Source organism: Microbacterium umsixpiens (assembly GCF_053543675.1).
Window position 1 is genome coordinate 1 of record NZ_JBLVOH010000229.1, and the last position, 443, is coordinate 443.

Consider the following 443-nt stretch of genomic DNA (forward strand, 5'->3'; position numbering starts at 1 on the left):
CCATCTCGGCGACCGGTGAGCGCGGGAACGACGTGATCGCGAGCACCCGGGCGCCGCTCGCCCGCGCGGCCGTCATCACGTCGATCGATGCGCGATTCACCCCCGACCCGGACACGACCAGGCAGGCCGAGCCGGCGCCGAGCTGCGACGCGGTGATCTGCTGGCCGAGGGTGTCCGCCACGTACTCGGCGGGTCGACCGGCCGAGGTCAGGCGCATCGAGAGATCGGCGCCGACCGGCGCGGAGAGACCGTTGGCCGCGACGAGGAGCCGCGTCGCACCGTCGAGCTCGCCGACGAAGGCCGCCAGGGTCTCCTCGGTGACCGCGGAGACGGTGTGTGCCAGGCGGGACGCGAAGCGGTCGACCGCACCACGAAGCGCCCCGAGCATCGTGGCATCGGCCGCGGCATCCTGCGATGGCGCCGAACTCGCCCGCTCGCGCGCG

Annotated in this window: 1 protein-coding gene; it reads right to left on the reverse strand. The window is 74.3% G+C overall.

From position 1 onward, the window contains the following. Window positions 1-443 (reverse strand): MurR/RpiR family transcriptional regulator (locus ACNPM4_RS19280; RefSeq protein WP_448986835.1); only part of this gene is annotated, 443 nt, incomplete at both ends.